The sequence below is a fragment of the Cereibacter sp. Soil_C_27 genome (assembly GCF_057657095.1).
Window position 1 is genome coordinate 440,903 of the sequence record NZ_JBDGJD010000004.1, and the last position, 23,617, is coordinate 464,519.

General features: G+C 67.0%; 19 protein-coding genes. 13 read left to right on the top strand and 6 right to left on the bottom strand.

Annotated features, from left to right (window positions below):
• Positions 1-125 precede the first annotated feature (125 nt).
• The gene (locus AC3A5Z_RS16950) at positions 126-1,394 is read right to left on the bottom strand and encodes an ROK family protein (RefSeq protein WP_487520493.1); all 1,269 of its coding nucleotides are present in this window, start codon (positions 1,392-1,394) and stop codon (positions 126-128) included.
• 213 nt (positions 1,395-1,607) lie between these two features.
• Between AC3A5Z_RS16950 and xylF the strand changes: the two genes are divergently transcribed.
• The 5 genes from xylF to xylA all read left to right on the top strand — a co-directional run bounded on the left by xylF (position 1,608) and on the right by xylA (position 7,597).
• Positions 1,608-2,633 carry a D-xylose ABC transporter substrate-binding protein gene (xylF, locus tag AC3A5Z_RS16955; protein WP_487520494.1) on the top strand — a complete coding sequence of 342 codons (1,026 nt, stop codon included), beginning with the start codon at positions 1,608-1,610 and terminating at the stop codon, positions 2,631-2,633.
• Between the two features lie 98 nt (positions 2,634-2,731).
• Positions 2,732-4,078: a sugar ABC transporter permease gene (locus AC3A5Z_RS16960; protein ID WP_487520495.1), complete on the top strand. Its 1,347-nt coding sequence runs from the start codon at positions 2,732-2,734 to the stop codon at positions 4,076-4,078.
• Positions 4,079-4,089: 11 nt separating this feature from the next.
• Positions 4,090-4,863 carry an ATP-binding cassette domain-containing protein gene (locus tag AC3A5Z_RS16965; RefSeq protein ID WP_487520496.1) on the top strand — a complete coding sequence of 258 codons (774 nt, stop codon included), beginning with the start codon at positions 4,090-4,092 and terminating at the stop codon, positions 4,861-4,863.
• Positions 4,863-6,299 (top strand): xylulokinase, encoded by a 1,437-nt coding sequence (xylB, locus tag AC3A5Z_RS16970; protein WP_107661933.1) that lies wholly within the window; start codon positions 4,863-4,865, stop codon positions 6,297-6,299. Before AC3A5Z_RS16965 ends, xylB begins: the two co-directional genes overlap by 1 nt.
• On the top strand, positions 6,296-7,597 hold the full coding sequence (gene xylA, locus AC3A5Z_RS16975) for a xylose isomerase (protein ID WP_487520497.1): 1,302 nt from the start codon (positions 6,296-6,298) through the stop codon (positions 7,595-7,597). Before xylB ends, xylA begins: the two co-directional genes overlap by 4 nt.
• Before the next feature lie 51 nt (positions 7,598-7,648).
• Here xylA and AC3A5Z_RS16980 read toward each other — a convergent pair whose 3' ends face one another.
• The gene (locus tag AC3A5Z_RS16980) at positions 7,649-7,828 is read right to left on the bottom strand and encodes a CsbD family protein (protein ID WP_487520498.1); all 180 of its coding nucleotides are present in this window, start codon (positions 7,826-7,828) and stop codon (positions 7,649-7,651) included.
• Positions 7,829-7,987: 159 nt separating this feature from the next.
• Between AC3A5Z_RS16980 and mgrA the strand changes: the two genes are divergently transcribed.
• The gene (gene mgrA, locus AC3A5Z_RS16985) at positions 7,988-9,016 is read left to right on the top strand and encodes an L-glyceraldehyde 3-phosphate reductase (protein WP_487520499.1); all 1,029 of its coding nucleotides are present in this window, start codon (positions 7,988-7,990) and stop codon (positions 9,014-9,016) included.
• A 291-nt stretch (positions 9,017-9,307) separates the two neighbouring features.
• Here the strand turns inward: mgrA and ubiG are convergent, their stop codons facing one another.
• Positions 9,308-10,048: a bifunctional 2-polyprenyl-6-hydroxyphenol methylase/3-demethylubiquinol 3-O-methyltransferase UbiG gene (ubiG, locus tag AC3A5Z_RS16990; protein WP_487520500.1), complete on the bottom strand. Its 741-nt coding sequence runs from the start codon at positions 10,046-10,048 to the stop codon at positions 9,308-9,310.
• Between the two features lie 61 nt (positions 10,049-10,109).
• Here ubiG and pip point away from each other — a divergent pair, with 61 nt between their 5' ends.
• The 4 genes from pip (at position 10,110) to radC (ending at position 15,497) form a co-directional block, all read left to right on the top strand.
• The gene (pip, locus tag AC3A5Z_RS16995; RefSeq protein WP_487520501.1) at positions 10,110-11,078 is read left to right on the top strand and encodes a prolyl aminopeptidase; all 969 of its coding nucleotides are present in this window, start codon (positions 10,110-10,112) and stop codon (positions 11,076-11,078) included.
• Positions 11,079-11,290: 212 nt separating this feature from the next.
• Entirely contained in the window at positions 11,291-13,204 is a 1,914-nt protein-coding gene (gene dnaK / locus AC3A5Z_RS17000) for a molecular chaperone DnaK (RefSeq protein WP_487520502.1), read from the top strand.
• A gap of 69 nt (positions 13,205-13,273) precedes the next feature.
• Positions 13,274-14,419: a molecular chaperone DnaJ gene (gene dnaJ / locus AC3A5Z_RS17005; RefSeq protein WP_444667790.1), complete on the top strand. Its 1,146-nt coding sequence runs from the start codon at positions 13,274-13,276 to the stop codon at positions 14,417-14,419.
• Between the two features lie 316 nt (positions 14,420-14,735).
• Complete coding sequence (gene radC / locus AC3A5Z_RS17010) at positions 14,736-15,497, top strand: RadC family protein (protein ID WP_487520503.1); 762 nt, start codon at positions 14,736-14,738, stop codon at positions 15,495-15,497.
• On the opposite strand, the gene AC3A5Z_RS17015 is transcribed toward radC, so the two are convergent.
• From AC3A5Z_RS17015 to secA, 3 genes are all read right to left on the bottom strand, one after another.
• A complete protein-coding gene (locus AC3A5Z_RS17015) occupies positions 15,475-16,986 on the bottom strand; it encodes a phosphate ABC transporter substrate-binding/OmpA family protein (RefSeq protein ID WP_487520504.1) in 1,512 nt (503 codons plus the stop codon). The two genes, radC and AC3A5Z_RS17015, sit on opposite strands and share 23 nt — an antisense overlap.
• A gap of 16 nt (positions 16,987-17,002) precedes the next feature.
• A complete protein-coding gene (locus AC3A5Z_RS17020) occupies positions 17,003-17,899 on the bottom strand; it encodes a hypothetical protein (protein ID WP_487520505.1) in 897 nt (298 codons plus the stop codon).
• Between the two features lie 148 nt (positions 17,900-18,047).
• On the bottom strand, positions 18,048-20,783 hold the full coding sequence (secA, locus tag AC3A5Z_RS17025) for a preprotein translocase subunit SecA (RefSeq protein ID WP_487520506.1): 2,736 nt from the start codon (positions 20,781-20,783) through the stop codon (positions 18,048-18,050).
• Positions 20,784-20,986: 203 nt separating this feature from the next.
• Here secA and AC3A5Z_RS17030 point away from each other — a divergent pair, with 203 nt between their 5' ends.
• From AC3A5Z_RS17030 to AC3A5Z_RS17040, 3 genes are read left to right on the top strand one after another with little or no spacing between them, the layout of a single operon-like run.
• Complete coding sequence (locus AC3A5Z_RS17030) at positions 20,987-21,844, top strand: peptidylprolyl isomerase (RefSeq protein ID WP_487520507.1); 858 nt, start codon at positions 20,987-20,989, stop codon at positions 21,842-21,844.
• 20 nt (positions 21,845-21,864) lie between these two features.
• Positions 21,865-23,193 (top strand): bifunctional glutamate N-acetyltransferase/amino-acid acetyltransferase ArgJ, encoded by a 1,329-nt coding sequence (gene argJ / locus AC3A5Z_RS17035; RefSeq protein WP_487520508.1) that lies wholly within the window; start codon positions 21,865-21,867, stop codon positions 23,191-23,193.
• Positions 23,190-23,588, top strand: a complete 399-nt coding sequence (locus AC3A5Z_RS17040; RefSeq protein WP_487520509.1) for a (deoxy)nucleoside triphosphate pyrophosphohydrolase — start codon at positions 23,190-23,192, stop codon at positions 23,586-23,588. The genes argJ and AC3A5Z_RS17040 overlap by 4 nt, the downstream gene beginning before the upstream one ends.
• Positions 23,589-23,617: the final 29 nt, after the last annotated feature.

Sequence of the window (23,617 nt, forward strand, 5' to 3'; positions counted from 1 at the left end):
GTCTCGGACAACTATTGCAGGTTGCCCACCATGCAGCAATGCACGCATGTGGAGACCGGCGGAGGGCCGGAGCCTCCCATGCCCGCCCAAGGTAACAGGTGCTTGCGCGGGGTGTTCCCGGAAACTCAGCCGAGCGCCGCGATCTCGCGGCTCTGTGTCAACAATCCCTCACTCACCGCCGAAAGCGCCAGCGCCGCAGCCCCCTGCGCCCAGAGCATCTCGCCCCAGGCATGGGTCTCGATCGCCGGCAAGGGCCGCCCGGTGTCCAGCACCAGCGCCTGCATCTCGGCCAGCGTGTCGGCGGCATAGAGGTAGTCGAAGCGCAGCCGCGCGCCGGCAAGGATGATCAGCGCCGGGTCGAACATGTTCACCACATTGGCCAGCCCCACCGCCAGATAGCGTCCGGCCCGGCGAAAGATCGACCGCGCCGACTGGTTTCCCGCCTTGGCATGGTCGTAAAGGCTCTCCAGCAGCACGATCATCGACTGCCCGTCCTTGTGCGTCCAGTTCAGAGCCGTCGTCGCCTCGCGCGCCAAGGCGTAGTCAGCCACATAGGCCTCCAGACAGCCGCGCTGCCCGCAGCGGCACAGCGCCCCGTCGAGCTGCACCTTGGTATGCCCCAGCTCCATGCCGATGCCGCGCGCGCCGCGGTAGATCCGGTGGTTCAGCACCATCCCCATGCCCAGCCCGTGCTCGATCGTCACCACGGCGAAATCCGACAGTCGCCGCCCCGCGCCGAACCACAGCTCGGCCATCGCGCAGAGATTGGCGTCATTGTCGATCTGCACCGGCAGCCCCAGCCGCTCCGACGCCAGCAGCGCCATCGGCACCGAGCGTTCCGTCAGGATCGACGACCAGAGCACCCGTCCCGAGGCGCTGTCGACATAACCCGGCAGCCCGACCCCCACCGCCGACAGATCGCCGCGCACCATCCCTGCCTTGGCCGCCACCCGGTCCACCAGCGCCTCGATCACCGAGACGACCTCGGGCGGCGACAGCGGCACCGGGCGGCGCTCTTCGTGATGCCGGGCAAGGATCGTCCCGGCAAAATCGACGACCACCGCCGAGATGTCGCGGTCAGATACCTTCAGCCCTACCACATGATGTGCCGCAGCCCTCACGCCCAAGGCCACAGCAGGCCGCCCGCGCCCGGTTTCCCCCTCGCGCGTGGCCGCGACCTCCTCGATCAGCCCGGCCTCGATCAGCTCCGAGGTGATCGTCGTCACCGACGCGGGGCTCACGCCCAGATCCTTGGCAACCTGCACCCGGGCGATCAGCCCGGCGGCGCGCACCCGTTCGAACACCTGCTGGCGCAGGGGCCGCAGCGTATCGGACAGGGGCGGGATCAGCGGGCCGCAGCCAGGCTTCTGAGGCTCGCGCGCCGGGCGTCTCATTTCTTCGGTCTCCAAACTAATCATCCCGACAATGGTCGGGAAACCGCCCCCGATTTGCCGCGACGCAGCGTAAGTCGCGTAAAATTCTGCATTCCGACAACTTCACCCATGTTTTTTATTTTGACAACTGAAATTATTATTGGCAGTTTTCTGCCGTGCCGACGAATCCGTCGGACCGGCCATTCGCTGGCCGCATCCATAGGGAGGATAAACATGCGTAACCCCATTCTGGCCGCTGTCATTGCTGTGGCCGGCTTTACCCCCGCAGCCTATGCCCAGAGCCTGACCGTCGGCGTGTCCTGGTCGAACTTCCAGGAAGAGCGCTGGAAGACCGACGAAGCCGCGATCAAGGCCGCGCTGGAAGCCGCGGGTGCCACCTATGTCTCCGCCGACGCGCAGTCGTCCTCGGCCAAGCAGCTGTCGGACGTCGAATCGCTGATGGCGCAGGGCGTGGACGCGCTGATCATCCTCGCGCAGGACACCGCCGCGATCGGCCCGGCCGTGACCGCCGCCGCCGACAACGACATTCCGGTCGTCGCCTATGACCGCCTGATCGAAGACCCGCGCGCCTTCTACCTGACCTTCGACAACGTCGAAGTCGGCCGGATGCAGGCCCGCGAGGTGCTCAAGCTGGCGCCGAAGGGCAACTACGTCATGATCAAGGGCTCGAACACCGACCCGAACGCCGACTTCCTCCGTGGCGGCCAGCAGGAAGTGCTGCAGGCCGCGATCGATTCCGGCGACATCAAGATCGTCGGCGAGGCCTACACCGACGGCTGGCTCCCGGCCAACGCGCAGCGCAACATGGAGCAGATCCTGACCGAGACGGGCAATGACGTCGACGCCGTGGTCGCCTCCAACGACGGCACCGCCGGCGGCGCCGTGGCCGCGCTCACCGCGCAGGGCCTCTCGGGCATCCCGGTCTCCGGTCAGGACGGCGACCATGCCGCGCTGAACCGCATCGCCGCGGGCACGCAGACCGTCTCGGTCTGGAAGGACGCGCGCGAGCTCGGCAAGAACGCCGCCGAGATCGCCCTGGCCCTGGCCGGCGGCACCGCTCCGGAAGAGATCGCGAACGCTGCCAAGTTCACCACCCCCGGCGGCAACGAGATGAACTCGGTCTTCCTGACCCCGATCCCGGTGACCAAGGAGAACCTCTCGCTGGTCGTCGACGCCGGCTGGATCAGCAAGGACGTGCTCTGCCAGGGCGTGTCCGGCGGCCCGGCCCCCTGCAACTGATCCGCGCCTGATCAGAAACCGCGCCCCGGCTGTCCGGCCGGGGCGTCCGTCAAACCGCGCGGCTCCCTCCGGACCCTCGTCTCATCGAAGGACCTGACATGACACAGGCAGCCTCCTCCTCCCACACCCCGCAGACCGAGCAGAAACGCAGTTTCCTGCAGACGCTCGAGATCGACACCCGGCTTCTGGGCATGATCGGCGCCTTCATCGTCATCTGCCTCGCCTTCCAGACCTGGACCGGCATCCGCGCCATCCCCGAATTCAGCTGGAACCCGCTGGCATGGCTCGGCGCCGGCCGCTTCCTCGTGCCGCAGAACACCTTCAACATCGCGATCCAGACCGTCTCGGTCGCGATCATGGCGGCGGGGATGGTCTTCGTCATCGTCACGCGCCACATCGACCTTTCCGTCGGCTCGATCCTCGCGCTCTGCTCCGCCGTCATGGCCGTGACGCAGACCCAGATCCTGCCGCAGACCCTCGGCCTCGGGCTGGAGCATCCGCTAACCGCGCCGATCGCGGTCATCGTCGGCATCCTCACCGGCATGATGGTCGGCGGCTTCCAGGGCTGGCTGATCGGCTACCAGAAGATCCCGAGCTTCATCGTCACCCTCGGCGGCCTCTTGGTCTGGAGCCGCGTCGCCTATTTCGTGGCGGGTGGCCAGACCATCGGGCCGCTGGACAGCACCTTCCTGATGCTGGGCGGCACCAACGGCACCATCGGCACCACCGCCTCCTGGGTGATCGGCGCCATCGCCGCCCTGGCTGCGATCTACGGCATCTGGAACGCGCGGCGGCAGAAGGCGGGTCATGGCTTCCCGGTGAAGCCGGTCTGGGCCGAGGTGGTGATGAGCCTCATCGCCACCGGGCTGATCTTCGGCTTCGTCGCCATCCTCAACTCCAACCTGATCCCGCCGGGCCGCCTGCGCCGCATGTTCGAAGAAAGCGGCACGGTCATGCCCGAGGGTTATACCGAGGCCTATGGCATCCCGATCTCGGTGCTGATCCTGATCGCGGTCACGCTGGTGCTCACCGTCATGGCCACCCGCACCCGTCTGGGCCGCTACATCTTCGCCACCGGCGGCAACCCCGACGCGGCCGAGCTCTCCGGCATCAACACCAAGCGGCTGACCGTGAAGATCTTCGCCCTGATGGGCGGTCTCTGCGGCCTCTCCGCCGCCGTCGCCTCGGCGCGCCTGTCGAACCACTCGCTCGACATCGGCACGCTGGACGAGCTGCGCGTGATCGCCGCGGCGGTCATCGGCGGCACGGCCCTCGCGGGCGGCATCGGCACCGTCTATGGCGCGATCCTCGGCGCCGTGATCATGCAGAGCCTGCAATCGGGCATGGCGATGGTCGGGGTCGATGCGCCCTTCCAGAACATCGTCGTCGGCACCGTCCTCGTCCTCGCCGTCTGGATCGACATCCAGTACCGCAAACGCACCTAAGGAGCGCCATCATGACCCAGAAGGGAACCCCGCTGGTCGAGCTGCGCGACATCTCGATCTCCTTCGGCGGCATCAAGGCGGTCGATCATGTCTCGGTCGATCTCTACCCCGGCGAAGTGGTCGGCCTGCTCGGCCACAACGGCGCGGGCAAGTCGACGCTGATCAAATGCCTGTCGGGCGCCTACAAGGCGGATACCGGCAGCATCCTGATCGAGGGCAAACAGGTCGACATCAACAACCCCCGCGACGCCCGCGCCCATAATGTCGAGACGATCTACCAGACCCTCGCGCTGGCCGACAATCTCGACGCCGCCTCCAACCTCTTCCTCGGCCGCGAGCTGGTGACGCCCCTGGGCTTCGTCGACGACGCGCGGATGGAGGCCGAGACGCGCAAGATCATGGGCCGGCTGAACCCGAACTTCCGCAAGTTCAACGTCCCGGTCTCGGCGCTCTCCGGTGGTCAGCGCCAGTCGGTCGCCATCGCCCGCGCCGTCTACTTCAACGCCAAGATCCTGATCATGGACGAGCCCACCGCCGCCCTCGGCCCGCACGAGACGCAGATGGTGTCCGAACTGATCCAGGAGCTGAAGCGTCAGGGCCTCGGCATCTTCCTGATCGAGCATGACATCCACAACGTCATGAAGCTCTGTGACCGCGCCTCGGTGATGAAGAACGGCCAGCTGGTCGGCACCGTCAAGGTGGACGAGGTGACCGATGACGACATCCTCGGCATGATCATCCTCGGCAAGCAACCCACGCCCCGCACGGCGGAGAAAGCTCTCTGATGTATATCGGTCTTGATCTCGGGACCTCCGGCCTCAAGGGCGTGCTGATCGACGACGATCAGCGCGTGCTGGCCGAGGCCGTCGCTCCGCTCACCGTCAGCCGTCCGCAGGAGGGCTGGTCGGAACAGTCGCCCGCCCATTGGATCGCCGCCGCCGAGGCGGTGATGGACCAGCTCGCCACGCACGGCCTCTCCGCCGTGCGCGGCATCGGGCTTTCCGGGCAGATGCATGGCGCGACCCTGCTCGATTCCGCCGACGAGGTGCTCAGGCCCTGCATCCTCTGGAACGACACCCGCAGCTTCGAGGAAGCGGCGGAGCTGGATGCCGATCCGCAATTCCGCCGCCTCACCGGCAACATCGTCTTCCCGGGCTTCACCGCGCCGAAACTCCTCTGGGTGCAGGCGCATGAGCGCGCGATCCGCGACCGCGTCGCCAAGGTGCTGCTGCCGAAGGACTATCTCCGGCTCTGGCTGACGGGCGAGCATGTGGCCGAGATGTCGGATGCCGCGGGCACCAGCTGGCTCGACGTCGGCGCCCGCGACTGGTCGGACGATCTCCTGACCGCCACCGGCCTCGACCGCAGCCACATGCCCCGGCTCGTCGAGGGCTCCGAAGTCTCGGGCGAGCTGCGTCCCGCCCTCTCCACTCGCTGGGGCCTGCCCGCGGGCGTGGTCGTGGCGGGCGGCGGCGGCGACAATGCCGCCTCTGCGGTCGGCGTCGGCGTGGTCCGCGCCGGCGAGGCCTTCGTCTCGCTCGGCACTTCGGGCGTGCTCTTTGCCGCCAACGATGGCTACCAGCCCGCGCCGGACACCGCCGTCCACACCTTCTGCCACGCCCTGCCGAACGCATGGCACCAGATGGGCGTGATCCTCGCCGCCACCGACGCGCTCAACTGGTATGCCCGCCTCGTCGGCCAAAGCGCCTCGGCCCTCACCGCCAGCCTCGGCCCGCTGCACGCCCCCGGCAAGACCCAGTTCCTGCCCTATCTCGGCGGCGAGCGCACGCCGCTGAACGACGCCGCCATCCGCGGCGCCTTCACCGGGCTGGAACATGCCACCGATCAGGCCGCCGGCACCCGCGCCGTGCTGGAGGGCGTCACCTTCGCCATCCGCGACTGCCGCGACGCCCTGGCCGCCACCGGAACGAAGCTCGAGAACCTGATCGCCGTCGGCGGCGGTTCCCGCTCCGACTACTGGCTGCAAGCCATCGCCACCGCGCTCGACCTGCCGGTGCATCTGCCCGCCGCGGGCGATTTCGGCGGCGCCTTCGGGGCCGCGCGCCTCGCCCTCATGGCCGCCAACGGCGCCGGGGCCGAGATCGCCACCCTGCCGCCCATCGCCCGCACCATCCAACCCGACCGCAGCCTCACCGCTGCCTTCGACCACGGCCACGCCCGCTACCGCGCGGCCCAGACCGCCATCAGGAGCCTCTCATGACCGACTATTTCGCCAATATCCCCGCCATCAAATACGAGGGCGAAGGCTCCACCAACGAGTTCGCCTTCCGCTACTACAACCCCGACGAGGTGATCCTCGGCAAGCGCATGGAAGACCACCTGCGCTTCGCCATCGCCTGGTGGCACAGCTTCGCCTACACCGGCGGCGACCCCTTCGGCGGCCAGACCTACGAGCGCCCGTGGTTCGGCGACAGCATCGAAGCCGCCAAGATGAAAGCCGACGTCGCCTTCGAGATGTTCGACATCATCGGCGCGCCCTTCTTCTGCTTCCACGACGCCGACATCCGCCCCGAGGGCAAGACCTTCGCGGAAACCACGAAGAACCTCGAGACCATCGTCGACCACATCGGTCAGCGCATGGAAAGCTCGAAGACCAAGCTCCTCTGGGGCACCGCGAACCTCTTCTCGCACCGCCGCTTCATGGCCGGGGCCGCGACGAACCCCGACCCGGAGATCTTCGCCTATTCCGCCGCCACGGTGAAAACCTGCATGGACGCCACGCTGAAGCTCGGCGGTGCGAACTACGTGCTCTGGGGCGGCCGCGAGGGCTACGAGACGCTCCTGAACACCGACCTCACCCGCGAGTCCGAGAACGCCGGGCGCTTCCTGCAGATGGTCGTCGACTACAAGTACAAGATCGGCTTCAAGGGCACGATCCTGATCGAGCCGAAGCCGCAGGAGCCGACCAAGCACCAGTATGACTTCGACGTGGCCACCGTCTACGGCTTCCTCAAGCGCTTCGGCCTCGAGAACGAGGTCAAGGTGAACATCGAGCAGGGCCATGCCATCCTCGCCGGCCACAGCTTCGAGCACGAGCTGGCGCTGGCCGCGAGCCTCGGCATCCTCGGCTCCATCGACATGAACCGCAACGACTACCAGTCCGGCTGGGATACCGACCAGTTCCCGAACAACCACGGCGAGATGGCCCTGGCCTTCTACGAAGTGCTGAAGTCGGGCGGCTTCACCAACGGCGGCACCAACTTCGACGCCCGCCTGCGTCGCCAGAGCCTTGATGCCGAAGACCTGATCCTCGCCCATGTCGGCGGCATGGACACCTGCGCCCGCGCGCTGAAATCGGCGGCGAAGCTGCTGGAAGACGGCGCGCTCGAAAAGGCCCGCGCCGACCGCTATGCGGGCTGGGAGGCGCCGGAAGCCAAGGCCATGCTTGGCTCCTCGCTCGACGACATCTATGCCGATGTCGTGGCGAAGAACCTCGACCCGCAGCCGGTCTCCGGTCGTCAGGAGCGGCTCGAGAACCTCTGGAACCGCTTCCTCTGAAACGCGAAAGGCCCGGACAACTGTCCGGGCCTCCGCTCATCCGTCAGGGGCTCACTTGCCCTTGATCGCATCCTTGATGCCGCCAATGGCGTTCTGCACCTTGCCTTCGGCCTGATCGGACCTGCCGTCGGCCTGAAGTTTGGAGTCCCCGGTCACCTTCCCGGCAGCTTCCTTGATCTTGCCGCCAATGTTCTTGGCCGAGCCTTCAACACGATCGTTATCAACAGCCATGATGGTCTCCTTTGCTTGTGCAGGGTCAACGCCTCGCCGCTGACCGGGTTCCTGTCACCTCTGCGTGACACCGCAGCGTGACCCCCTGCGTGACCCTCGTGGCCTTGGCAGGCCCGCCGAACGCCCTATCACTGACCCTCGCAAGGGAGATACCAGCGCATGACCTACCACCCCGCCGCCGACCGCTACGACCGGATGATCTACCGCCGCTGCGGCGCATCCGGGCTGAAGCTGCCCGCCATCTCGCTCGGCCTCTGGCACAACTTCGGCGAGGACACGCCGCATGCCACCAAGCGCGCGATCTGCCAGACCGCCTTCGATCACGGCATCACCCATTTCGATCTCGCCAACAACTACGGCCCGCCCGGCGGCAGCGCCGAGACCGCCTTCGGCGAGATCCTGCGCACCGATTTCAAGGACCACCGCGACGAGCTGATCATATCCTCCAAGGCGGGCTACGACATGTGGCAGGGCCCCTATGGCGAATGGGGCAGCCGCAAGTATCTCATCGCCTCCTGCGACCAGTCCCTGAAGCGCATGGGCCTCGACTACGTCGACATCTTCTACTCGCACCGCTTCGACCCCGAGACGCCGCTGGAAGAGACCATGGGCGCGCTCGATCACATCGTCCGCTCCGGCCGCGCGCTCTATGCCGGCATCTCCAGCTACAATTCGCAGCGCACGCGCGAGGCGGTGGCGATCCTGAAGGATCTCGGCACCCCCTGCCTGATCCACCAGCCGAGCTACAACATCCTCAACCGCTGGGTGGAAAAGGACGGGCTGAAGGACACGCTGACCGAGCTCGGCATCGGCTCCATCGCCTTCACCCCGCTGGCGCAGGGCATCCTGACCAAGAAATATCTGGGCGGCATCCCCGAAGCCAGCCGCGCCGCGCAGGGCAAGTCGCTCGACCCGGCGACGATCACCCCCCGCGCGCTGGACAGCGTCCGCGCCCTCGACGCCCTCGCGCAGGCCCGAGGCCAGACCCTGGCGCAGATGGCCATCGCCTGGGTTCTGCGCGATGGCGGCATCACCACCGCCCTGATCGGCGCCTCGAAACCCGAACAGGTCACCGACTGCGCCGGCGCCATCGGCAACCTCGACTTCACGCCCGAGGAACTGGCCGAGATCGACCGCCTGTCCTCGGAAGAAGCGATCAACCTCTGGGCACGGTCGGCGGAGCTCTGAGGGGGCAAGGGAGGGTGGGGTGAAACCCCACCCTACGCCGATCCCGATGTGTGCGGGCGGGGGCGGTGGGGTGAAACCCCACCCTACGCCGATGTGGGCCGTTGCCGACCCAACACCCGTAGGGTGCGCATTCATTGCGCACCGTAGGGTGGGGTTCCACCCCACCCTCCACACGCAAGGGCCGCGCCGTCACCGCGCATCCCCTGCCTCAACCCCTTAACAACCCCTTACCACCACCAAAAACCCCGAACCAAACCAACCCCTTACCCCCATTTTCACGCGTGAAAACCCCTACCGTTTCACACTTGCGGTCACGTAATTCACCGACAGATCCCGGCTCGACAGGCTCCAGGACCAGCTCACCGGGTTGAACACCATCCCCTTGCGGTCCACCGGCTCCAGCCCCGCCTGCCGGATCAGCGCATATAATTCCTCTGGGGTGATGAACTTCGCCCAGTCATGCGTCCCCTTCGGCAGCCAGCGCATCACCCATTCCGCCCCGACGATCGCCATGGCGAAGCTCTTGGCGTTGCGGTTCAGCGTCGAGCAGACCATCAGCCCGCCCGGCTTCAACAGCTCGCGGCAGGCGGTGAGATAGCCGAGCGGATCGGCCACATGCTCGACCACCTCCATGTTCAGCACCACGTCGAACTGCTCCCCCGCCGCCGCCAGCGCCTCGGCGGTGGTGTGGCGATAGTCGATCTCCAGCCCCGACTGCTCGGCATGAAGCTGGGCCACCGGAATGTTGCGCGGCGCGGCATCCGCGCCGACCACGGTCGCCCCCAGCCGCGCCATCGGCTCGGACAGGAGCCCCCCGCCGCAGCCGATGTCGAGGATGCGCAGCCCGGCGAAGGGCTGGGCGCCGCTGAGGTCGCGATCGAACTCCGCCGCGATCTGGTTGGTGATGTAATCCAGCCGGCAGGGGTTCATCTGGTGCAGCGGCTTGAACTTGCCATGCGGGTTCCACCACTCTGCGGCCATGGCCTCGAACTTGGCGACTTCGGCGGCGTCGATGGTGGAGGTCGGTTGCATGGCAAACTCCTTGCGGTTTCGGGCGTAGCGGATCAGGCTGGCCGCGTTATATAGGACGATCATGGACCACAGATCAGGCCAAAAGCGCGCAGTCGAGTTTCTTTATCCGCCCATCGACCCGTTCGACCAGCGGGTCGTCGACATGGGCGACGGCCATCGCATCTATGTCGAGCAATGCGGCAACCCGGCGGGTCAGCCGGTTCTGGTGCTGCACGGCGGGCCGGGGGGCGGCTGCTCGCCGGCGATGCGGCGCTACTTCGACCCGCAGACCTACCGCGTCATCCTCTTCGACCAGCGCGGCTGCGGCCGTTCGCGGCCCCATGCCAGCGTCGAGGCCAACACCACCTGGGCGCTGGTCTCGGATATCGAGCGGATCCGCGAGACGCTGGGGATCGACCGCTGGATCTGCTTCGGCGGCAGTTGGGGCGCCACGCTGGCGCTGATCTACGCCATCAGCCACCCCGAACGGGTGCAGGGGCTGGTCTTGCGCGGCGTCTTCCTGATGACCCAGGCCGAGCTCGACTGGTTCTACGGCGGCGGGGCAGGGGCCTTCTTTCCCGACATCTGGGCCCGCTTCGTCGGCCTCGTCCCCGAGGCCGAGCGCGGCGACCTGATCGCGGCCTATCACCGGCGGCTGTTCTCGGGCAACCTGATGGAAGAGACCCGCTTCGGCCGCGCCTGGGCGAGCTGGGAGAATGCGCTGGCCTCGGTCTCGCATGACGGGCCGATGGGCGAGAGCCCGGCCGATTATGCCCGCGCCTTTGCCCGGCTGGAGAATCATTATTTCGTCAATGCAGGTTTCCTCGACCATGACGGCTGGATCCTCGCCAACCGCTCGCGGATCGAGCATCTTCCCGCCCATATCGTGCAGGGCCGCTACGACATGATCTGCCCGCCCATTTCGGCTTGGAAACTGGCCGATGGCTGGGATCGGGCCGAGCTGCGCATGGTGCCTCTGGCCGGCCATGCGCTGTCGGAACCGGGGATCAGCGCCGAGCTGGTGCGGGTGATGGACGACCTGCGCGGCTGAAACCGCGCGGCCTTCCGGCGCAGGCGGAACCGTGGCGGGGTTTCGGGGCTTTCGCCGGATTTTCACGGCCCCGTTACGCTTGCAGGGTCTTCGGCCCCCCCTATATACGCCCGGTAGCCGGAAGAGGCGGTCGCCTCGACCGGCCAAGTCTGGGATCGGGAGACAGGGGCCGACGAACGGGCCTGTGTCCCATAACATCGCCGCAAGCAGAGGTGCATATCATGGCCAAAGTCATCGGGATCGACCTCGGGACGACCAACTCCTGCGTAGCCATCATGGATGGTTCGCAACCCCGGGTCATCGAGAATTCGGAAGGCGCGCGCACGACGCCCTCCATCGTGGGTTTCACGGAAAGCGAGCGTCTGGTCGGCCAGTCGGCCAAGCGTCAGGCGGTCACCAACCCCTCCAACACCGTCTTCGCGGTGAAGCGCCTGATCGGGCGCCGCATGGACGACGTGCATATCGCGAAAGACAAGAAGAACCTGCCCTACACGCTGGTCAACGGCGGCAACGGCGATGCCTGGGTGGAAATCCGCGGCGAGAAATACTCGCCCTCGCAGATCTCCGCCTTCATCCTGCAGAAGATGAAGGAAACCGCCGAAGCCTATCTCGGCGAGAGCGTGACCCAGGCGGTCATCACCGTTCCGGCCTATTTCAACGACGCCCAGCGTCAGGCCACCAAGGACGCGGGCAAGATCGCCGGTCTGGAAGTGCTGCGGATCATCAACGAGCCGACGGCAGCCGCGCTGGCCTACGGGCTCGACAAGAAGGAAAGCCGTACCATCGCGGTCTATGACCTCGGCGGCGGTACCTTCGACATCACCATCCTCGAGATCGACGACGGCCTCTTCGAAGTGAAATCCACCAACGGGGATACCTTCCTCGGCGGGGAAGACTTCGACATGCGGATCGTCAACTACCTCGCCGACGAGTTCAAGAAAGAGCATGGCGTCGATCTCACGCTCGACAAGATGGCGCTGCAGCGCCTGAAGGAAGCGGCGGAAAAGGCCAAGATCGAGCTGTCCTCCTCCAGCCAGACCGAAATCAACCAGCCCTTCATCAGCATGGACCGCAACACGGGCCAGCCGCTGCACATGGTGATGAAGCTGACCCGCGCCAAGCTGGAAAGCCTGGTCGGCGACCTGATCAAGGCCTCGATCAAGCCCTGCCAGGCCGCGCTGAAGGATGCCGGTCTCGGCATCGGCGACATCGACGAGGTGGTTCTGGTCGGCGGCATGACCCGCATGCCCCGCGTGATCGAGGAAGTGACCAAGTTCTTCGGCAAGGAGCCGCACAAGGGCGTGAACCCGGATGAGGTCGTGGCGCTCGGCGCCGCCATCCAGGCCGGCGTGCTGCAGGGCGACGTGAAGGACGTGGTCCTGCTCGACGTGACCCCGCTCTCGCTGGGGATCGAGACGCTGGGCGGCGTGTTCACCCGGCTGATCGACCGCAACACCACGATCCCGACCAAGAAGTCCCAGGTCTTCTCGACCGCCGAGGACAACCAGAACGCCGTGACGATCCGCGTCTTCCAGGGCGAACGCGAGATGGCTGCCGACAACAAGATGCTCGGCCAGTTCAACCTCGAGGACATCCCGCCGGCGCCGCGCGGCATGCCGCAGATCGAGGTGACCTTCGACATCGACGCCAACGGCATCGTGTCGGTGGGCGCCAAGGACAAGGGCACCGGCCGGGCGCAGAACATCACTATCCAGGCCTCGGGCGGTCTGAGCGATGAAGACATCGAGAAGATGGTGAAGGACGCCGAAGCCAATGCCGAGTCGGACAAGGCCCGGCGCGAGCTGGTGGAAACCCGCAACCAGGCCGAAAGCCTGCTGCACTCCACCCGCAAGTCGATCGACGAGCATGGCGACAAGGTCGATCCCTCGACCGTGGAAGCCATCGAATTCGCGATGAACGCGCTGGAGGAAAGCCTGAAGACCGAGGATCCCGGCAAGATCAAGGGCGGGATCCAGAACCTCACCGAGGCGTCGATGCGTCTGGGCGAGGCGATCTACAAGGCCAGCCAGACCGAGGGCGAGCCCTCCGATGAGAACCCCCGTTCGGTGGATGACGACATCGTCGACGCCGACTTCGAGGATCTTGGCGACAACAAGCGGAAGTAAGACCGCACGGAACGGACAGGAGGGCGGCCCGCAAGGCCGCCCTCCGCGCGTTCCCCAGAGGGGTTTGCCATGGCAAAACGCGACTATTACGAAGTTCTTGGCGTGGCGCGCGGCGCTTCGGCGGAAGAGCTGAAAAAAGCCTATCGCACCAAGGCGAAAGAGCTTCACCCCGACCGCAACTCCCACGACCCGAATGCCGAGGCCCTGTTCAAGGATGTGAACGAGGCCTACGACGTGCTGAAGGACGCCGACAAGAAGGCGGCCTATGACCGCTACGGTCACGCGGCCTTCGAGGGTGGCATGGGCGCCTCGGCGCGCGGCGGTCACGGCCAGCAGGGCGATTTCGCCTCGGCCTTCTCCGACGTGTTCGAGGATCTGTTCGGCGATTTCATGGGCGGTCGCGGTGGCGGTGGCGGGCGTGCCCGGGCGCAGCGCGGTTCCGACCTGCGCTACAACCTGCGCGTCTCGCTGGAAGAGGCCTTCCGCGGCGTGCAGAAGACCATCAACGTCCCGGCCTCCATCGCCTGCGACGCCTGCAAGGGCACCGGCGCCGAAGGCGGGGCCGAACCCGTCACCTGCCCGACCTGCTCGGGCATGGGCAAGGTCCGGGCGCAGCAGGGCTTCTTCACCGTCGAACGCACCTGCCCGACCTGCAACGGCATGGGCCAGATCGTCAAGAACCCCTGCAAGGTCTGCCACGGTGCCGGCCGGGTCGAGAAGGAACGTGCGCTTTCGGTCAACATCCCTGCCGGGGTGGAGACCGGCACCCGCATCCGTCTCGCCGGCGAGGGCGAGGCCGGCATGCGTGGCGGGCCGACGGGCGATCTCTACATCTTCATCGAGGTGCGCGAGCACGCGATCTTCCAGCGCGACGGCGTTCACCTGTTCTGCCGCGTCCCCGTCTCGATCACCACGGCGGCGCTGGGCGGGGAGGTCGAGGTGCCGACGATCGACGGCGGCTCCAGCCGGGTGAAGGTGCCTGCGGGCAGCCAGACCGGCAAGCAGATGCGCCTGCGCGCCAAGGGCATGCCCGCCCTGCGCGGCGGCGGCTCCGGCGACATGCTGATCGAGCTGGCGGTGGAGACTCCGGTCAACCTGACAAGCCGTCAGAAGGAGCTGCTGCGCGAGTTCGAGAAGCTTTCGGAAGACAACAACCCGGAAGGGTCGTCGTTCTTCTCGAAGGTTAAGGGTTTCTGGGATGGGATGAAGGGGTGATTGGCGAAAGAGGAAGGCTCCGGTGGAGCCTTCCCGCCAATCACGGGCGGCCCGTGGCCGCCCCGGGGGCCGAAGCAGCAGAGCCCCCCAGATCCTCAGCAAACCTCACAGATCGCAAAAGCCCCGCCCCCGCGGGGCTTTCTCATTACCCCACCCCTTCCACCGCCCGCCCCATTAACCACGCGCCCCAGCCCGACTGCGTGCATTCCCCGTGCATCGACCGTGCACGGAGATCACACCGCCGAATCCGCCGATTAACGCCCGATTCCCCGACCCGCTTAACCCTTCCTTCACTACCCGTTGCCACCCTCTCCGCATGAGCCGGAAACGCGCCTTCCACGAAGCCCCCCTGCCGCTCTTCCCCGAGGAGGACGAGGCGATCGGCAGCGCCTTGCCCGACAAGCTGCCCTCCTACATCGCCGACCACCGCAAACGCCTGCGCAGCCGCTTCACCGAGGGCGGGGCCGCCGCTATGCCCGATTACGAACTGTTGGAACTGGTGCTGTTCCGCGCCATTCCCCGGCAGGATGTGAAGCCGCTGGCCCGGCGCCTGCTCGATGCCTTCGGCGATCTGAACCGCGTCATCACCGCCCCGCCGCCGCGGCTGATGGAGATACCAGGTGTGGGGGAGGCCGTGGTGCAGGACCTCAAGATCCTGGAGGCTGTGGCCCAGCGGCTGGCCCGGGCCCGGGTGCTGCACCGTCCGGTGCTGTCGTCATGGGCGGCGCTGCTCGACTACTGTCACACCGCCATGGCGCATCGCGAGACCGAACAGTTCCGCATCCTCTTCCTCGACCGCAAGAACGTGGTGATCGCCGACGAGGAACAGGCGCGTGGCACGGTCGATCACGTCCCGGTCTATCCGCGCGAGGTGGTGAAGCGCGCCTTGGAGCTGAACGCCAGTGCCTTGATTCTGGTGCACAATCACCCATCCGGCGACCCCACGCCCTCCGAGGCCGATATCGGCATGACCCTGCAGATCCAGGAGGCGGCGCAGATCCTCGGCATCACCCTGCACGACCATCTCATCATCGGAAAGGAGCGTGAACTCAGCTTCAGGGCGCAAGGTTACCTTTGACCAGCGGCCGCAGCCAGACCTCCACCCGCCGGTTCATCTGCCGTCCGGCCACGGTGGTGTCGCAGGCCATTGGCAGCGTCTCGCCATAGGCCTCGATCCGGGCGGCGGGCTTGCCCTCCGGCGTGTCGGTCAGCACCTCGGCAAGCGCCGCGGCGACCGCCTCGGCGCGCTGTTTCGAAAGCGCGAGGTTGGCCTCCGCAGCGCCTGTTCCATCGGAAAACCCCGCCAGAACAATCTGTTGCCCGCGGAACCGCCCGATCTCCAGCAGGGCCGCCAGATCGGTCAGGTTCTCGCGGCTATGGGCGTCGAGATTGTCGGTCCCTTCCTCGAAGCGGAAGGTCAGCGACAGCCGGTCGGTGCCCGCCATTCCCGCCGCCAGCCGGTTCAGATCGACGAGCGAGCCGTCCTCTCCCGCCGTGCGGATCGCGTTGATCAGCCGCGCACCATCCGCGGTCAGGGCCACCCGTGTCGGTGCCCGGTCGACATAGCCCGCCGCCGCGATGGCTTTCTGCGCGGGCAGGGTGGCGAGGAAATCCAGCAGCTCGCGCGCGAACAGCGGCAGCCGCCGCCGGGGTGTCACGAGGTAGAGCGGCAGCGACAGCGGGTAATCCTCGGCCTTCACCGCCAGCGGCGAGGGCTGCAGCGCGAAGCCGCAGCTGTCGATCAGCGGCAGGGCGCGCGCAACACCTTGTGCCGATTGCCCTGTGACAGCCAAGCCATAGGGGTCGCGGGCCATGGCCTCGGCCAGGGTGGCGAGATCGGGGTGCGTCACCGAGGCCGGGATCGCCCGCCCCAGCCGGCCCGCCAGCGCCGCCTGCAGGCTGGCCTCCGGCTCCAGCGCATGCAGCACCAGAGGCATGTCCGGCCCGCCAAGCTCCGCCCAGTTCTCCACCTCCCCCGACAGTGCCCGCGCCAGATCCGGCGTCGAGATGCGGGGAAGCGGGTTGTCCGGCGAGACGATCGGCAGCAGCGCATCGAGAGCCAGCACACGCGAGGTCAGCTCCGGCACGGCAGTGGCCGAAACCACCAGTTCCGCCGCGCCGTCGGTGAGCGCTTCCAGCGCTTGTGCCGGGGGGGCGGGGGCGAAGCTCACCTCGGCGATGGCCGTCCCCTCGGCATTGGCGATGCGCGCGGTGAAGCCACCCTCGAAGGGCGCCGTCTCGATCCGGTAGCCGTGCGCCTCGGCGAAACTGTTGAGAAGACGTGGCAAAATTCCGTTGCCGGGCTCGGCCGCGCCGAGGATGCGCAGGGTGGCCAAGGGCGCGATAAGGTCGGGGCAGGCCGGGCCATCGCAGATCACCGAGGCGCCGTCGACGGTGAGGGGGCCGTATTTCGTCTCCAGCCGGTAGAACTCGCCGTCGAAGCCCATCAGCGTGCCATCGAGGCTCAGCCCGCCGTTGCGGGCGGTCAGCGTGATGTCCTGCGCGGGGGCGGCGACAGGCAAACCCAGCGCGGCGAATATCGCCGCACGCCACATCAATCGCCGCATCTGCCCCCGCCGCTGTCTAGTTCGCGGCGGCGATACTCACGTCCCCGGGGAGATTTTTCAACAGCAGATAATCACCGACCGCCGCACAATCCGGCATGGTCACGCTCAGCTCGGTCACGCTGCTGCGCCCGTTGCGGCTTTCCAGCGTCTCACCCAGAAGCTCGCGCCCGCAGGTCGCCGGGGTGATCGCGGCTTCCAGCGTGGCAGCCTCGCCGCCGGTGGAGGCGGGCGGGAAGGTGTAGACCTCGGCCAGCATCGGCAGGCTGACGCTGGCATCGCCCAGACGGCTGAGCCTGTCCTCCTGCGCTGCGGGGACGTGGATCTGGAAGGCATCCTCGGCCAGCCATTGCACGGCAAAGCGGCGGATGCCGGCCATGTCGGCCACAGGCGCCGCCGCCTCGATCTCGGATCCGTCGGTGAGCAGCACCGACACGGCGCCCGCCCGGTCCATCGCCGGCAGCGTGCCGGAGAAACTGCCCTCGGCGCCGATGCGGGCGGTCACGGCCAGCCCGGCATGGCGCAGCACGACGCGCTCATTGCGGTGGCAGGGGGCGGTCAGCGCCAGCTTCAGCAGCGCGCCGGGGGCTGCGGTCAGCTCCAGCGCGGCGGTGCAGGTGGTGGGTGTCTGGGGGGCAGGGGTCTCCGGCTCCGGTGGCAGGACGAGGGCTGCCTGACGGTCCTGCGGCGCGGCGGGCAGGCGGCCCAGCACGGGCAGGGCGGGCATCTCGGGGGCCACCGGCAGCACGAGGGTCGGGGCAGGCCCGGCGGAGAGCAGGGTGATCCCGGTCGGCTCCGGCGGCGCCTCGGCCCGGGCGCCGAAGGGCAGGGCCACGCCGTGCTGGACATATTGCCCGGCGGCGATGGCGACCGACAGTGTCACCCCCGCCATTGCCACCTTGCGGATCAAGTTCATCTTCGCCTCCGTCCACTGCCCGACTCGGACAGGCTAGAGACCAAAGCGGGCCAATCCATGGCTGAACTGGGGTTTGTTTCCTGCGCGGACTCGACGAATGCCCCAGAGGGGGCGACGGGGCGCGATCCGCGCCCCGATCGTGCCACAATCAGGCGAGGCGCCCGTGGCAGTGCTTGAACTTCTCGCCCGAGCCGCAGGGGCAGAGATCGTTGCGCGCCGGGTTGCCCCAGGTCGAGGGGTCGGCCTCGTCGAAGCCCGCGGCGACGAGCACCGGCTGGGCAGCGGCGGGGGCCGTGGCCTCGGGCGCCGGGGCCGGGGCAGCCGCGGGGGCCGGGGCCGGGGCCGGAGCGGCGGCGCGCTGCTGGTCCATCAACTGCTGGATCATCGCCTGCTGCTCCGCCTCGGAGAGCGGGCGGACCTGCGACAGTTTCTGCGTGACATCCTGCCGCAGCGAGTTCAGCAGCGACTCGAACAACGCGAAGCCTTCGGTCTTGTATTCCGACAGCGGGTCGCGCTGCGCATAGCCGCGGAAGCCGACGACCGAGCGCAGATGCTCCAGCGTCAGCAGGTGCTCGCGCCACTTGGCATCGATGGTCTGCAGCAGGATCTGCTTCTCGATGTTGCGCATCGTCTCGGCGCCGAAGCCCTCGGCCTTTTCCGACATCATCTTGTCGGACTGCTCGCAGAGCCTCTCGCGGATCACCTCTTGATCGACGCCTTCCTCGTTGGCCCAGGCGGCCACCGGCACGTCCATCGCCAGCTTTTCCATCAGCGCGTTGCGCAGACCGTGGGTATCCCACTGGTCGGGGTAGGAGCGGGGCGGCATGTAGAGGTCGATCAGGTCGTCGATCACCTGATAGCGCATGTCCTGTACGATCTCGGACAGGTCTTCGGCCTGCATGATCTCCAGCCGCTGGCTGAAGATCGCCTTGCGCTGGTCGTTCATCACGTCGTCGAACTTCAGAAGCTGCTTGCGGATGTCGAAGTTGCGGCCCTCGACCTTGGCCTGCGCCTTTTCCAGCGACTTGTTGACCCAGGGGTGAACGATGGCCTCGCCATCCTTCATGCCCAGCGTCGACAGCACCTTGTCGAGCCGCTCCGAGCCGAAGATCCGCATCAGGTCGTCTTCGAGGCTGAGGAAGAAGGCCGAACGCCCCGGGTCGCCCTGTCGGCCCGAGCGGCCGCGCAGCTGGTTGTCGATCCGGCGGGATTCGTGCCGCTCGGTGGCCAGGACGAACAGGCCGCCGGCGTCGAGCACCTTCTGCTTCTCGTCGGCATGCTCCGCCTCGATCTGGCGGCGCACCTCGTCGGGGTTGGCGGACGGGTCGGCGGCCAGCGCCTGCATCACCTTCATCTCGACGTTGCCGCCGAGCTGGATGTCGGTGCCGCGACCGGCCATGTTGGTGGCGATGGTGACGGCGCCGAGCTTGCCCGCGTCGGCCACGATCTGCGCTTCCTGCTCGTGCTGGCGGGCGTTCAGCACGTTATGCGGGATGCCCTCCTGCTTCAGCAGCTCCGACAACGCCTCGGACTTGTCGATCGAGGTGGTGCCGACGAGGATCGGCTGACCCTTGCCGTTGGCTTCCTTGATGCAATCGATGATCCCGGCATGCTTCTCGCGCGAGGTGCGGTACACGGCGTCATGCTCGTCCTTGCGCTGCACCGGGCGGTTGGTCGGCACTTCGACGACGCCGAGACCGTAGATCTCGAGGAATTCCTCGGCTTCGGTCGTGGCCGTGCCGGTCATCCCGGCCAGCTTGTCGTAGAGGCGGAAGTAGTTCTGGAAGGTCACAGAGGCGAGGGTGACGTTTTCCGGCTGGATCGCCACGCCTTCCTTGGCCTCGATCGCCTGATGCAGGCCGTCCGACAGGCGGCGGCCACGCATCATGCGGCCGGTGAATTCGTCGATCAGCATCACCTCGCCGTCGCGGACGATATACTGCTGGTCACGGGTGAAGAGCTTGTGGGCGCGCAGGCCCTGGGTGACGTGGTGCACCAGCGTCGTGCTTTCCGGGTCGTAGAGCGACTGGCCCTCGGGCAGCAGGCCGATCTCCGACAGGCGGCGCTCCACGAATTCGTTGCCTTCCTCGGTGAAGGTGACGTTGCGGGTCTTCTCGTCCAGCTTGAAATGCTCGGGCACCAGTTCCGGGATCAGCAGGTCGACCTTCTGATAGAGGTCGCTGCGGTCCTGGCTCGGGCCGGAGATGATGAGCGGGGTGCGGGCTTCGTCGATCAGGATCGAGTCCACCTCGTCGACGATGGCGAAGAAATGCCCGCGCTGGCTCATCTCTTCGATGGAGCCCTTCATGTTGTCGCGCAGGTAGTCGAAGCCCAGCTCGTTGTTCGTCGCATAGGTGATGTCGGCGCGGTAGGCCGACTTCTTTTCCGCGTCGGGCTGGTAGGGGTAGACGACGCCGGTCGTCAGACCGAGGGCGCCGTAGACCTTGCTCATCCATTCCGCGTCGCGCTTGGCGAGGTAGTCGTTCACCGTGACGACATGCACGCCCTTGCCGGCCAGCGCGTTCAGGTAGGCCGGGAAGGTTGCGACGAGGGTCTTGCCTTCGCCGGTCTTCATCTCGGCGATATTGCCCTGATGCAGGAAGATGCCGCCCTTCAGCTGCACGTCGAAGGCGCGCAGGCCGAGCGCGCGGCGCGCGCCCTCGCGACAGTTGGCGAAGGCTTCGGGCAGCAGGTCGTCGAGGCTCTCGCCCCCCTGCGCCCGGCGCTGGAATTCCGCCGTCTTCTGCTTCAGGCCTTCGTCCGACAGCTTGCTGAACTCGGCCTCCAGCTCGTTGATCCGAGCGACCACCGAGCGAACCGATTTCACCTTGCGGTCGTTGGGCGTTCCGAAAATCTTCTTCGCGAGCGTACCGAGACCCAGCATGTTTTCTCCGCCTGGTCGTTCCTGACAAGCCAAGTCTTTCTTGACATGATCGTGTGAGGCTCTGCCTTGCTCCCTCGTGTCGCCTTCCATAGAAGGGCTGGGAAGCCTCGGCCGGATGCGCCGCACGCGACCATCGCGATTTAAGGGTCTGGCGGGGGCAAGTCAACGTCGCGCGACAGCGCGCCCGTTCAGGAGAAGGTGAGATGGCGAAATACGCGAAACTCATGCGGGGCACCGCCTTGGCGACAGCCTGCATCATGGGGCTGGCTCTGCCGGCCGCGGCGCAGGACGCGACGGCCTCCACCGTGGTGGCCACGGTGAACGGCTCGGACATCACGCTGGGCCACATGATCGCCCTGCGCGAGACCCTGCCGGAGCAGTATCAGTCGCTGCCCGATGACGCGCTGTTCAACGGCATCCTGGAACAGCTGATCCAGCAGCAGGCGCTGGCGCAATCGGTCGAAGGCTCGATGACCCCGCGCGACACGCTGGCGCTGGAGAACGACCGGCGCGGCTATCTGTCCAACGCGGCGCTGAAGGCGGTCGTGGAAGGCGCGGTCACGGACGAGGCGCTGCAGGCGGCCTATGACGCCAAATACACCGGCGCCGAGCCGCAGACCGAATACAACGCCTCGCATATCCTCGTCGCCAGCGAGGACGAGGCCAAGAAGCTGAAGACCGAGATTGACGGCGGCGCCGACTTTGCCGAGTTGGCCAAGGCCAATTCGAGCGATGGCGCGGCGGCCAATGGCGGCTCGCTCGGCTGGTTCGGGCTCGGCATGATGGTGAAGCCCTTCGAGGATGCCGTCGTCACGATGAAGCCCGGCGACGTGGCCGGCCCGATCCAGACCCAGTTCGGCTGGCATCTGGTGAAGCTGGTCGAGACCCGCGTCGCGGAAGCGCCGGCGCTCGACGAGGTGCGCGACGAACTCGCCGCCCAGATCGAGCAGGAAGCGGTCGCCAAGCATGTCGAAGAGCTGACTGCCGCCGCTACCGTCACCCGGCCCGGCGAGGGGATTGACCCGGCAAAACTTCGGGACCAAACACTGATCGACAAGTAAACCGGACAAAGGGGCGGGCGATGGCGAAGACCGATTGGAAGGCCGAGGCCAAGACGCTGAAGAAGAAGCTGTCGAAGCTGAAGGCGAAGGACGCGGCTCCGGCCAAACCCGCCAAAATGGTCTCGCCGCTCGCCCCTGCCGGATTTCCCGCGCTGCCGGTGATCGGCGGCGTGGAATATGCCGCGGTCGAGGCCGGGGTGCGCTATGCCAACCGCAAGGACGTGATGCTGATCCGCCTTGCGCCCGGCACATCGGTCGCGGGCGTCTTCACCCGATCCTCCACCCGCGCGGCCTGCGTGCTCGACTGTCAGGCGAAGCTCGCCGGCAAGGTCGATGCCGCGGCGGGTGCGGCCATCGTGGTGAACTCGGGCAATTCCAATGCCTTCACCGGCGCCGTCGGCGTCGAAGCGGTGGAAGCCGTGACCGGCGCCGTTGCCAAGGCGCTCGACCTTCCGGCCAGCCGGGTGTTCTCCTCCTCCACCGGGGTGATCGGCGAGCCGCTGCCCTACGAGAAGATCACCGCAAAGATCCCCGATCTGGTCAAGGACCTGCGCGAGGACGGCATCGAGATGGCCGCGCGCGCGATGATGACCACCGACACCTTCGCCAAGGGCGCCTCCGCCGTGGTGCATGGCGACGGCGGCGAGATCCGCATCGCCGGGATCGCAAAGGGCTCGGGGATGATCGCGCCGGACATGGCGACGATGCTGGTCTATATCTTCACCGACGCCAAGATCTCGGCGGTGAACCTGCAGAAACTGCTCTCGCGTCAGGTGGATGACACCTTCAACGCGATCACGGTGGACAGCGATACCTCCACCTCCGACGCGCTGATCCTCGCCGCCACGGGCCAGAGCCCGGCGGCAGAAATCGCGCTGCGCTCGCGCGTGGCCAAGGATTTCGAGGCGGCGCTGAAGGCCGTCATGCTCGACCTCGCGCATCAGGTGGTGCGCGACGGCGAGGGGGCGACGAAATTCGTCGAGGTGAAGGTGACGGGCGCGGCGTCCCCCGAGGACGCGCATCGCGTGGCCATGGCCATCGCCAACTCGCCGCTGGTCAAGACCGCCATCGCCGGGCAGGACCCGAACTGGGGCCGCGTGGTCATGGCCGTCGGCAAGTCCGGCGCTCAGGCGGATCGGGACAAGCTGACGATCCGCTTTGGCGATGTGCTGGTGGCCGAGAAGGGCTGGCGCAGCCCCGACTACAGCGAGGAGAAGGCCGCGGCCTACATGCAGCGCGACGAGCTGGTGATCGCTGTCGATCTGGGGCTGGGCAAGGCCGCGAAATCGGTCTGGACCTGCGATCTGACCCACCGCTACATCGACATCAACGCCGATTACCGCTCGTGAAACTGCTGCTCGTTTCGGCCGTCGCCCTGATCGACCGCGACGGCCGCATCCTGCTGGCACAGCGCCCCGAGGGGAAATCCCTCGCCGGGCTCTGGGAGTTTCCCGGCGGCAAGGTGGAGCCCGGCGAAACGCCCGAGGCAGCGCTGATTCGCGAGCTGAAGGAAGAGTTGGGGATCGACACCAAGGCCAGCTGCCTCGCGCCGCTGACCTTCGCCAGCCACAGCTATGAAGACTTCCACCTCTTGATGCCGCTGTTCGCCTGTCGCCGCTGGGAAGGCATTCCCGAGGCGCGCGAGGGTCAGACTCTGGCCTGGGTGATGCCGAACCGGCTGCGCGACTACCCGATGCCCCCGGCTGACCTGCCGCTGATCCCGATTCTGCGCGACTGGCTGTGACATATTGGTGTCATAACTTCGTCGCATGC

Coding starts and splice junctions, on each gene's coding strand:
- AC3A5Z_RS16950 (WP_487520493.1), bottom strand. CDS start 1,394: ATGAGACGCCCGGCGCGCGAGCCTCAGAAGCCTGGCTGCGGCCCGCTG.
- xylF (WP_487520494.1), top strand. CDS start 1,608: ATGCGTAACCCCATTCTGGCCGCTGTCATTGCTGTGGCCGGCTTTACC.
- AC3A5Z_RS16960 (WP_487520495.1), top strand. CDS start 2,732: ATGACACAGGCAGCCTCCTCCTCCCACACCCCGCAGACCGAGCAGAAA.
- AC3A5Z_RS16965 (WP_487520496.1), top strand. CDS start 4,090: ATGACCCAGAAGGGAACCCCGCTGGTCGAGCTGCGCGACATCTCGATC.
- xylB (WP_107661933.1), top strand. CDS start 4,863: ATGTATATCGGTCTTGATCTCGGGACCTCCGGCCTCAAGGGCGTGCTG.
- xylA (WP_487520497.1), top strand. CDS start 6,296: ATGACCGACTATTTCGCCAATATCCCCGCCATCAAATACGAGGGCGAA.
- AC3A5Z_RS16980 (WP_487520498.1), bottom strand. CDS start 7,828: ATGGCTGTTGATAACGATCGTGTTGAAGGCTCGGCCAAGAACATTGGC.
- mgrA (WP_487520499.1), top strand. CDS start 7,988: ATGACCTACCACCCCGCCGCCGACCGCTACGACCGGATGATCTACCGC.
- ubiG (WP_487520500.1), bottom strand. CDS start 10,048: ATGCAACCGACCTCCACCATCGACGCCGCCGAAGTCGCCAAGTTCGAG.
- pip (WP_487520501.1), top strand. CDS start 10,110: ATGGACCACAGATCAGGCCAAAAGCGCGCAGTCGAGTTTCTTTATCCG.
- dnaJ (WP_444667790.1), top strand. CDS start 13,274: ATGGCAAAACGCGACTATTACGAAGTTCTTGGCGTGGCGCGCGGCGCT.
- radC (WP_487520503.1), top strand. CDS start 14,736: ATGAGCCGGAAACGCGCCTTCCACGAAGCCCCCCTGCCGCTCTTCCCC.
- AC3A5Z_RS17015 (WP_487520504.1), bottom strand. CDS start 16,986: ATGCGGCGATTGATGTGGCGTGCGGCGATATTCGCCGCGCTGGGTTTG.
- AC3A5Z_RS17020 (WP_487520505.1), bottom strand. CDS start 17,899: ATGAACTTGATCCGCAAGGTGGCAATGGCGGGGGTGACACTGTCGGTC.
- secA (WP_487520506.1), bottom strand. CDS start 20,783: ATGCTGGGTCTCGGTACGCTCGCGAAGAAGATTTTCGGAACGCCCAAC.
- AC3A5Z_RS17030 (WP_487520507.1), top strand. CDS start 20,987: ATGGCGAAATACGCGAAACTCATGCGGGGCACCGCCTTGGCGACAGCC.
- argJ (WP_487520508.1), top strand. CDS start 21,865: ATGGCGAAGACCGATTGGAAGGCCGAGGCCAAGACGCTGAAGAAGAAG.